This window comes from Flammeovirga sp. SJP92 (assembly GCF_001583495.1).
GTDB lineage: Bacteria > Bacteroidota > Bacteroidia > Cytophagales > Flammeovirgaceae > Flammeovirga.
Window position 1 is genome coordinate 237786 of the sequence record NZ_LQAQ01000111.1, and the last position, 11792, is coordinate 249577.

Below are 11792 nucleotides of genomic sequence, written 5' to 3' on the forward strand. Positions count from 1 at the left end.
GAATAAGCGGCTCCGTACCAACCTATTTATTAATCTTAATCAAAAACGGTTGTAAGATAAAATTCTTAACGCCATAACACTGCAAATAAACTACTACAAATACTTAACTAATCAGATAAACAAAATTGAAATGAAACTATATTTACTAACAGCATTACTTTTGGTCCAAAGCCTTGTTTTTGCACAAAACAAGCCCACGCTTATTCCATTTCCTCAAGAGGTAAACTGGAATGAAAATCATTTTGTCCTTACCAATGAGACTACACTTTTTGTAGAGGACAAAGCATTTGATATCCATCACTTTTTAGAGGAGGTGAAGTTTCAAACAGGCATTTCTTTACAAGTTGTAGAGAATAAAGAAGAGGCCGCTTTATTGATCCTTCTGGGCCAAAATATTAAAGAAGAGGAAGGTTATCAATTAACAGTAACAGATCAATTAATAAAGCTTGAAGCTAAAACTACAAAAGGTACTATTAATGCTTCTGCCACCTTACTTCAACTTATAGGAAGTACAAAGGAAGTTCCAGCAGTTGTAATCAACGATGCTCCACTTTTTGCATGGAGAGGAATGATGCTGGACGTGAGCAGACATTTTTTTGATGTGAAAACCATCAAGTCTTACTTAGACTTAATGGCACATTACAAAATGAATAAATTTCACTGGCACTTGACTGAGGATCAGGGCTGGAGAATTGAAGTGAAACAATACCCGCTTTTAACTGAAAACTCAGCCTATAGAACTGAAAAAGACGGTACAAAATACGGTGGTTTTTATACACAAGAGGAAATCAAAGAAGTAGTGGCATATGCTGCGAAAAGAGGAATAGAAGTGATTCCTGAAATTGATATGCCAGGTCATATGGTGGCCGCATTAGCTTCTTATCCAGAATTTTCATGTACAGGAGGGCCTTTTGAGGTACAAACAGAATGGGGTGTTCACGAAGATGTTTTATGTGCAGGCAATGAAAGAACATATGAGTTTGTTCAAAATATTCTGGATGAAATTATGCCATTGTTCCCGTCAAAATACATGCACATAGGAGGGGATGAGTGCCCTAAAGCAAGATGGAAAGAGTGTCCTAAATGCCAAGCTAAAATCAAAACTGAAGGTTTAGAAGATGAGCACGAACTGCAAAGCTACTTTATCAAGAGAGTCGAGAAAATGGTGAATGCCAATAGTAAGAAAATGACAGGTTGGGATGAGATTCTTGAAGGAGGATTATCGGAAACCGCAACAGTACAGTTGTGGAGAGATTTCCATGATAAAGATGCTGTAAGAAAGATTGCTGAAATGGGCAATGATGTCATCGTATCACCTACAGGAATGTGTTATTTCGATTATGATATTGTGACGACGGATGTAAAGCAAGTGTACAACTATCAACCTGTTCCTTCAGATTTAGCAAAAGAGAAGCACCATCATGTATTGGGTGGTGAATGTACAGTTTGGACGGAAAGAATTCCTGATAATGCTCGTCTAGATTTTATGGTTTTCCCAAGAATCATTGCATTCTCAGAAGCATTGTGGATCGGTCAGCAGAAAGGTTTCGAAGACTTTTCTGAAAGACTGGAAAAAGAATATTCTTACTTGGATTCAAAAGGCATTCAGTATGGCCCATCATCTAAAGTTTTAGATGTTGAAATTTTGAATGAGAATGGACAATTGAAAGTACAAGCCAAACCATTAATTGATGGTGTGAGCTTAAAATATAAAACGCCTTTATCAGAAGTGTTTGTTGATTACAATAAAGCTGTCGAAGTGAAAGAAACAGGGAAAGTTATCATTCAAGGTTATAGAAATGGAAGGCCTTATGGTGATCCTGTTTCTTCAAACTTCGTGATGCATAAAGGAAGTAATGCAACAATTGAATTATCTACACCTCCTTCAAATCCTTATGAAAAAGCGGGTGTACAAGGTTTAGTTGATGGACGTTTAGGTTCTGAAAGAAAATTCAAAGATGAAAGCTGGTTAGGTTTCAATGGAAAGGACGTGACAGCAACATTATCCTTTGAAAATAAGACATCTATCTCAAGCATTCAACTCAGAGCTTATGATGAAGTAGGCTCATGGATTATGGCACCAAAGAATATTGAAATGCTTTATTCTAAAGATGGGAAAAAGTATAAATCTGCTAATAAATTTAAATCCGAAACCGTTTCGACTGACGGAGACGTATTAATTTATAATTGGGAGGACTTATCAAAAATCAAAGAGATTAAATCTATCAAGATTATATATACCAACGGGGGTGAATTGCCGAAAGGAACAATGGGATCAGGCAATCCATCTTGGTTGTTTATTGACGAAATTATCATACAATAATACTTTACTATTTAATTATAACATGAATCGATTCTCCATTTCTTTATTGTGGATTCCACTCCTTTTTGGGTGTGTGTCCCATCTAAATAACGTTGCAAGTAGTGCTCAAGACGAGCCTGAAATTATATCTTACACAAAATATGTTGATCCGTTTATCGGAACAGGTGGTCATGGACATACCTTCCCTGGTGCTACGGTGCCATTTGGTATGGTGCAGTTAAGTCCAGATACCGGTGTTGAAGGATGGGACTGGAGTTCTGGATATCACGTTTCAGATTCTTCGGTAATGGGATTTTCACATACGCACCTTCAAGGAACAGGAGGCGGAGATTATGGAGATATTTTATTAATGCCTACAGTGGGTGAAATCAAAACTGAGCCGGGCACTAAAGCTAATCCTGATGAAGGATACCGCTCGCGTTTTGAGCATGTAAATGAGCAAGCCGATCCAGGGTATTATTCTGTATTTTTAGAAGATTATAAAGTATTAGCAGAGTTAACAGCAACGACTAGAGTAGGTTTACACCGTTATACTTTCCCTGAGTCTGATGCTTCACATATTATCTTAGACTTAAAACATGGTATTTCTGATTCACCGAAAGAAACATGGTTTAAAGTGAATGGTGATAATGAGATTGTTGGTTTAAGACGTTCATCAGGTTGGGCAAGAGATCAGTACATTTATTTTGTAGCTCAATTTTCAAAACCTTTCAAATCCGTTCAAGGTGTTAAAGGTGGTGAGTTGATTGACGGACCATCAAAAGTAGAAGGAAATGATGTAAAAGCAGTCATCAATTATGACACTAAACTAGATGAGGAAGTAGTTGTGAAAGTGGCTATTTCAGCTGTATCAGTGGAAGGTGCTCGTAAAAATATGGAAGCAGAAACACAAGGTTTCGATTTTGAAGCAGTAAAAAGACAAGCTGATTTAACTTGGAATGAAAAGCTTTCAAAAATTGAAGTAGAAGGTGGAGACCAAGTACAACGTACTATTTTCTATACTTCTTTATACCATTCTATGACGGTTCCAAACGTATTCATGGACGTTGATCATCAGTACAGAGGAATGGATCATAAAATTCATAAAGCGGAAGGGTTTACAAACTACACGCTTTTCTCTTTATGGGATACTTTCCGAGCTACGCATCCATTATTTACATTAACATCGCCAAAAGAAAACAACGATTTCATTAAATCAATGTTGGCAAAATATGAGCAATCAGGTCAGTTGCCAGTTTGGGAATTAGCCGCTAATGAAACAGGAACAATGATTGGATTCCACTCAGCACCTGTAATTGTGGATGCAATGCTGAAAGGTCAAACTAATTTTGACGAAGAAAAAGCATATGAGGCATTAGTAGCTGCGGCTGAAGATCCAAGAAGAGGATTGAACTGGTTTAATGCTGAAGGATATATTCCAATGGAAAAAGAAGCAAACTCTGTTTCTAAGCAAGTGGAATATGCTTATGATATGTGGACGGTAGCTCAAGTAGCAAAGCGTTTGGGTAAAACAGAAGATTACAAAAAATACAGCAATAGAGCTTTAAATTATAAGTTGTTATTCAACGAAGAAACAGGTTTTATCAGAGGTAAAGACTTATATGGTAATTGGGTGACACCTTTTGACCCAATGAATATTTCTTTATTGGGAGCTGGTGAATATACAGAAGGAAATGCATGGCATTATAACTTCTTTGCTCCACAAGACGTGAACGGCTTGATTGAATTGCACGGTGGTGACGCTGGTTTTGTAGCGAAAGTGGATGAAATGTTTGAGCAAGAAGCTGTAAATGATAACCATATGGCACATGATGTGACAGGTTTGATTGGACAGTATGCACAAGGTAATGAGCCTTCGCACCACGCTATTTATTTATACAACTACGCAGGTCAGCCTTCTAAAACACAAGCAAGAATCCGTCAAGTGATGGACGAAATGTATACTGCCGAAAGAGATGGTCTTTCAGGTAATGAAGATTGTGGTCAGATGTCGGCTTGGTACGTGTTCTCAGCAATGGGCTTCTATCCTGTAAACCCAGCCAACGGAGAGTATATCATTGGTAGCCCGATTTTCTCAAAAGTGACCATTCACTTGGACAATGGAAACGATTTCGTGATTGAAGCGAAAAACAACGACATCAATAATCTTTATATTCAAGGTGCAACTTTAAATGGTAACCCATTTGATAAATCATTTATCACGCATCAGCAAATTGAAGAAGGTGGAAAAATCACATTTGAAATGGGAGCTTCAAAATCGACATGGGGTGAGGCAAAAGAAAGCCGTCCAGTTTCTTATGCCATTTTACCTTCAGAAGAAGCAGAATTATTGGAAGTAAGAGATCAGGTTTTCCGCCCGGCAATCACAAATAAATCAGTGTTGTTTAACTCCACTGCAACAGTAGGATTAAAATGCATCACACCAAACGTGAAAGTTTACTACACATTGGACGGTTCAACACCAACAACTTCTTCAAAAGAGTACACTGAAGAGTTTACATTGAATCAATCTACGATGGTAAAAGCGATTGCTGTCAATGAGGAAGGTGCATCAAGCAAAGTATCAGAATTTGATTTCAAAAAATCGTATTACAATACTGGCGAAGAATTCCCTAAGTTGACGATCAACTATGAGAAAAATGCTTCATATGATGCTGGTGATAATGGTATTCTGAATGGAGAATATGCGTCAGATAACTTAAGAGACGGTAAGTGGGATGGCGTTTCAGGACAAGACTTGGAAGCTGTTGTGGATTTAGGTGAGCCAAAACAATTACACCAATTGTCTATGGGCTTCTTGGAAAACACCTCTTCATGGTTATTCTTACCTCAAAAAATTACATTCTTCGTTTCAAAAGACGGCAAAGAATTTACAGAGGTAAGCCAACAAACAGTTGAAATGCCAAATGATCACCCAGTGATCAGCGTAACAAGATTCTCAGCAGAAGTGAACGGTACTTACCAATATGTAAAAGTGGTAGCTGAGCCATTCGAGAAATTACCTACTTGGCATTTAGGTGCAGGAAACACACCTTGGATGTTTACAGATGAATTAGTGATTGAATAAAGCCAATTATAAAGGCCCCATGTGTATTACTTAGGCATGGGGCTTAATTTCAAAATAGATGCAATGAAAAAAGTATTTTACTTATTAACTCTTTTCTTGAGCACTTCACTTTTAGCACAAGATTACACGGAGTATGTGAACCCATTTATCGGAACTTCAAATTACGGAGCCACTAACCCTGGAGCAATTGCACCAAGAGGTATGGTTTCAGTAGTTCCTTTTAATACATCAGGTAAAGGCAATAAAATGGAAAAAGACAGCGATTGGTTGTCCTTCCCATATGCTTATGAAAATACCATTTTTACAGGTTATAGCCACGTCAACTTAAGTGGTGTAGGTTGTCCTGATTTAGGAGCAGTTATTGTAATGCCGACAACGGGCGATTTGAATATTCATCCATCAGAATACGGTACTACTTATTCAAAAGAAACAGCTAAGGCAGGGTATTATTCTAACTTTTTAGAGAAATATCAAGTTGCAACTGAAGTGACGGCGACACAAAGAGCAGGGATTAGTAAATATAAATTCCCAGCAGGTAAAGCCAATTTACTTTTGAACTTAGGTCAAGCCCTTTCTAATGAAAGTGGTGCAATGGTAAAAGTTGTCAATGATCAGGAGATCGAAGGAATGAGAATGATAGGGTCTTTCTGCTATAATAATCCTAAAACTATTTATCCTGTTTACTTCGTGATGAAAGTAAATAAGAAAGCAGATAGAACAGGAGTTTGGCAACAGCACAACAAAATTGATGGCATTGAAGCACAATGGATGTCTGCTTACAATGGTCAGCAAAGAATTATTGAAGATGCTTATTACCCAATCATTGGTGATTCATTAGGAGCTTATTTCTCTTATGATTTTGAAGTAGCGACTGAGGTAGAAGTAAAAATTGGGATTTCTTATGTAAGTATCGAAAATGCAAGAGAGAATTTAGAAAAAGAAGTTGCTAACGTTTCATTTGATGAAATTGCCAACAGAGCCAAAGACAATTGGAATGAAAAATTATCAAGAATTGAAGTAGAAGGAGGTTCTGATGATGACAAAACTGTTTTTTATACAGCCCTTTATCACTCTATGATTCACCCGAATGTAATGAGTGATGTAAATGGAGAATACCCTGAAGCAAAAACGCGTAAAACAAAGAAAACAGAAGGTGAACGTTATACTGTTTTCAGTCTTTGGGATACTTACAGAAACTTGCACCAATTGATGACGCTTGTTTATCCAGAGCAACAATTGAATATGGTCAATACCATGTTGGATATTTATGATGAAACAGGTTGGTTACCAAAGTGGGAATTAAACGGAACAGAGACATTTACGATGGTAGGTGATCCTGCTGCAATCGTCGTAGCGGATACTTATTTAAGAGGACTAAGAGGTTTTGATGAGCAGAAAGCATTTGAAGCCATTCTTAAATCAGCTTACCCTGTTGAAGGAGGTAACCCGGTAAGACCATGTGTAGACAATTATATAAAATACGGTTATGTTCCTGTAGAAGATGAATTAGAAGATAAACTTTGGGGTTCAGTTTCAACAACATTAGAATATACGGTGGCAGATTGGAGTATTGCTCAGTTTGCAAAAGAATTGGGTGATCAAGAAAAGTACAAAGAGTTCTATAACCGTTCAATGGGTTATAAAAAGATGTTTGACAAAGAGTCAAACTTCTTAAGACCGAAACACATGGATGGTAAATGGCACGAACCATTTGATCCAGCACATGGTGCAAACTTTGAGCACAATATCGGGTACGTAGAAGGGAATGCTTATCAATACAACCTAATGGTACAATATGATATTCCTGGTTTAGTAAAGCAGTTTGGCGCTAGCAAAGCTTTCGTCAACCGTTTAGATGAGATCTTCGAAAAAGATCAATTCGATATGGCCAATGAGCCAGATATGGCATATCCTTATGCTTACAACTACATCAAAGGAAAAGAATACAAAACACAAGACAAGGTAATTGAATTAAGAGAGAAATATTTCACGAACAAGCCTGACGGTATTGCCGGAAACGATGATACAGGTACGATGTCAGCTTGGGTAGTTTTCTCTATGATGGGCTTCTATCCAGATGCACCATCAACACCTCAATACGCATTAACTACTCCAGCTTTTGATAAAGTGACGATCAAACTAGATCACGATGTTTGGGGAACTGATGAGCTTGTCATTAAAAAAGAAGGTGGAAATACAAACCATATTCAATCCATCAAAGTGAATGGAAAAACGAAGAAAGGGTACTTTATTTCTCACAAAGATTTAGTGGGAGCTAAGGAAATTATCTTTACTACAAAATAGAGAATCACTACAAACTGTATAAAAAAAGTCAGGGCTGAAAGGCCTTGACTTTTTTATATGCACTAAGCAGTTGCACATTTAAAATTGGGATAAGTTGAATTATTATTTTTTAGTCTAATCAAGGCAGAATAGAAGAGCATAGCCGAAGCTACGTGATGATATTCTAACGCAGAGTGGGCTAAAAAAGAAAATCCAAAACTTCCGATTTTAATTGTTCAACTGCTTAATATCAGATCGCTATCTGTTTAATTTCAAAATAACGTCTGACATCAAATTAAAATTTATAATACCTTCAAAATATCACCTTCGATTTTTTGAGGTTCAGTATTTGGAGCAAAACGCTTTACTGGATTTCCATTTTTATCAATTAAGAACTTTGTGAAATTCCACTTGATGGCATTGATAAGCGTGCCTGGAAGTTCCTTTTTCAAAAACTTAAAAATAGGGTGAGCATCCGAGCCATTCACATTTACCTTTGCAGTAAGTGGAAAAGTCACGCCATAGTTTAATTGGCAAGTAGAGACCATATCCTTATTTTCAACAGGTTCTTGACTAGCAAACTGATTACACGGAAAACCAATGATCACTAAACCTTTATCCTTGTATTTTTGATATAGTTCTTCTAATCCATGAAATTGGGGAGTTAAACCACATTGTGTAGCAGTATTCACCACTAATACCGTTTTTCCTTCAAAGTCACTCATGGCTATATCTTCTCCTAACGTGTTTTTTGCAGAGAAGTCATAAAATGGTGTACTCATATTTTTATTGCTGGAATATTGATTGAAATTTTATAAAATTTAAAGATGATGATATGAAAGTGAATAATCAATCATCAATATAAATAAACATAAAAATCCTCTTAATGTTTTACTTTTTTATTAGTATTTCGAATGAAATAAGAATAATAACAAAATACACTAAAATGATGTTGTGAGTGATGAAAGTTGGGTTTCTTTTTTTGAATTATCATTTTCGATAAAGATATTTGCACAAATCTATTGTTTATTCAACAACTATAAAGCAAATGCAAGCAAACTATTTAGAAATGCGTAATATCGTATTATGTGTTTTATTTTTTTTAACATCAATATTGGCTTATTCTGCTGATGTTGCTCCTCATATTGATTTATATAATGATATAAATAGTGTCGAAAAACAGGGTGATATCATGGTGGTAGGTGGTTTTAAATCATCAGACTACAAAGGGGCAGTTTATGTTTATCAAAATGTAAATAATACTTGGGACAAGATTGCAATTCTGAGTTCTTCTGTAAATAATGAAGCAGATGATGATTGGTTTGGTTATTCAATCGCTTTGACTGAAACTACTATTGTAGTAGGGGCTCCAAAAGCTGGAAAAGTTTATGTTTTTGAAAAACCTGAAACAGGATGGGAAGATATGACAGAATCTGCTGTTTTATCGACACCTTATCAACGAGGTGATCATTTTGGTTATTCAGTTGCAATTGGAGCAAATGAAATTGCTGTGGGAGCTTATCAAGCGTATAATTACCAAGGTCGTATTGCATTATACCAAAAATTGGAAAATGAAAAATGGAGTGAACAAAATACAACTCTTACTACTTTGCTGTCAGCATCTCCAACAACAAATGAATATGTTGGTCACGAGATTGTATTACAAGGTACTACGTTAGTAACAGGAGCATTAGGGTATTCTTCTTGGAATGGAGCATTGTTCGTTTATGATATAACTGCTGAAAAAACAGTTGAGGGGACTTTACTTCCAATGGCAAAACTAACAGCGTCATCACCAGATTATCAATTGGGAATTCACCTTGCAATATCAGAGGATCAAAATACTATTGCAGCTACAGAATATGGACGTAGTAAAGCCGGTTCGGTGAGAATGTTTGTGAAATCAGATACTGAAGCTTGGAGTGATAGAACAGAAAAATTTAATATCAGCGAAAATGACATTGTCAATGGAGATCTTTTTGGTTCAGCATTGAATTTTAATGAAAATCGAATAGCAATAAGTGCAAGAGAAAAGAATAATGGACAAGGTAAAGTCTATGAATATTCGATTGCAGATGATAAACCATCTGTAAGTTTGATTAATACTTATGAGGCACATGATGCTGAAGAAGGGCATCTTTTTGGTAAGGAACTTTGTTATTTTGGGGAAGGAAAATTGATTGTGGCTGCTCCTTCAAAAGAAAACGATAAATTATATTTCTTTGGAGATCAGGAAGGTCCATTCAATAGAGAATATTATACCAAGTCTAGACATATTGACATTGATGGTAATTATATGGTGATGGGTGCTTATGACGGAGATCATTCAGGAGTTGCATTTGTGTATCATTTTGAGAATGAAATGTGGGTTGAGGTAGCAATGTTAGTACCAAGTGATGGCCAAAAGGGAGATATGTTCGGTTTTGCAGTTGCGATCCAAGGAGATGTAATTGTTGTAGGAGCACCAAACGCAGAGAAGACTTATGTGTTTGAAAAGTCATCTACAGAGACATGGAAAAGTATGAAAGAAACTCGAGCACTTTCGCCTATAAACAAAGGTTACTTTGGTTATTCTGTAGATGTGCAAGATAAAACAATCTTAGTGGGAGCGTACCAAACTAATAACTACCAAGGTAGTGCCTACCTTTATAGAAGAGATGGAGCCACTTGGTCTGATGATTTAACAGTACATAATCTAACTTCTCCATCACCGCAAGTCAATGAATACTATGGTCATGTTTTAAAAATTGAAGGGAATACAATAGCAATAGGAGCTTTAGGGAATAACAATTGGAAAGGGACCGTTTATGTTTACAATATTCCACCTAATGGAGAATTGGATCTTAACACTCCACCTGTAGACCTTTCAGTATCCAATGATGGTGAAGATTATCAATTTGGAATTCATTTCGATTTAAATCAGAATACTATTGCTGTTACTGATTATGGAAGAGATGTAAATGGAAACGTTTATGTATACCAGAGAGAAGAAGGCAAATTATGGACTGATAGGACAGAAAGTTATGTAATCGAAAATCCAAACCCAGCAGATGGAAGTGGTTTTGGGAGTGCAATTCATATAAAAGGTGATACTCTTGCAATTGGATCTTATGGTGATAACAAAATTGGATCAGCTCATGTTTATCAACTTACTGATTATAATGCGAGGTGGATTTTCAATTATCAATTAGAAAGAGGTGAAGAAAATGATTTATTTGGTGCTGATCTAAAATTGATGGAAAACCATTTAGTGGTTTTGGCAGGGAATAGAAAAGGAGACTTTCTTCATACTTTCACATTGCCTACAATTAGTGCTGTTACTTCAATAAAAGATCAAGACTTAATTGCTATTCCTAAATTATTGAATACAGATCCTGTGTTAAGACACGTGTCAAGGATTTTACAGTTTGTAGACCTTCAGTCTAAACATTATTCCTATTCTGTTATAGGTGTTGATGGTAAATTATTACAAAAGGGAGAATTAAATTCTAAAAGACAGATTGAATTAGAAACTGAAGGTGCTCATTTTATCATACAGCTTATTGAATCGAAGTCTAAAACGAAATACACATTTAGATATTAGTGAATAATTAAGTACAAATTCAAAATTATCTAATACTAATTCTATTTATTGTTTTGCGATTGCTTCCTTCAAAAAAACTTTTAATAGAACCACTATTAATACGTTTTTTAGCGTTGTACTTACAAAAAATAAATTAGAATTAACTATGATTTATTTTTGATTTAGTACTTATCTGAATTAGGTTACAACTATAGAGTCAGTAGAATAAGGCTATTTCATTTTTTGGAATAGCCTAATTTTTTTGAATGCGAATTAATTTTTGATGGAATTGTTGTAATAATACGACTTGATATTCATCTGTATGTAGATGAATTGATCATTATTGGCTTTTTAGATGAGAATGTAATTATAAATCATATAACAATATTTATATCAATAAAAACTGACTTGATAAACAAATTTAAAACAGGTTATCTTTGAGTGAATTAATTAAAAACCCTTTGTGAAGTTAAAATAAATATTACAAAAAATAAATAACTCCTTTGCTATTTAAATATTAATCAATACTTTTGTCAAAAGTACTTTTTATTAAATTT

General features: G+C 35.6%; 5 protein-coding genes. 4 read left to right on the forward strand and 1 reads right to left on the reverse strand.

The genetic code is table 11. The features are described 5' to 3' along the window. The first annotated feature begins 130 nt into the window (after positions 1 to 130). The 3 genes from AVL50_RS29020 to AVL50_RS29030 all read left to right on the forward strand — a co-directional run bounded on the left by AVL50_RS29020 (position 131) and on the right by AVL50_RS29030 (position 7694). Positions 131 to 2323, forward strand: a complete 2193-nt coding sequence (locus tag AVL50_RS29020; protein ID WP_062620956.1) for a beta-N-acetylhexosaminidase — start codon at positions 131 to 133, stop codon at positions 2321 to 2323. 22 nt (positions 2324 to 2345) lie between these two features. After that, a complete protein-coding gene (locus AVL50_RS29025; protein ID WP_063850978.1) occupies positions 2346 to 5390 on the forward strand; it encodes a GH92 family glycosyl hydrolase in 3045 nt (1014 codons plus the stop codon). A 63-nt stretch (positions 5391 to 5453) separates the two neighbouring features. Beyond that, positions 5454 to 7694, forward strand: coding sequence for a GH92 family glycosyl hydrolase (locus tag AVL50_RS29030; protein ID WP_062621087.1), 2241 nt, complete (start codon positions 5454 to 5456; stop codon positions 7692 to 7694). A 281-nt stretch (positions 7695 to 7975) separates the two neighbouring features. Here the strand turns inward: AVL50_RS29030 and AVL50_RS29035 are convergent, their stop codons facing one another. After that, complete coding sequence (locus AVL50_RS29035; RefSeq protein WP_062620957.1) at positions 7976 to 8455, reverse strand: glutathione peroxidase; 480 nt, start codon at positions 8453 to 8455, stop codon at positions 7976 to 7978. 266 nt (positions 8456 to 8721) lie between these two features. On the opposite strand from AVL50_RS29035, the gene AVL50_RS29040 reads away from it, so the two are divergent. Beyond that, a complete protein-coding gene (locus tag AVL50_RS29040; protein WP_062620959.1) occupies positions 8722 to 11256 on the forward strand; it encodes an FG-GAP repeat protein in 2535 nt (844 codons plus the stop codon). Positions 11257 to 11792: the final 536 nt, after the last annotated feature.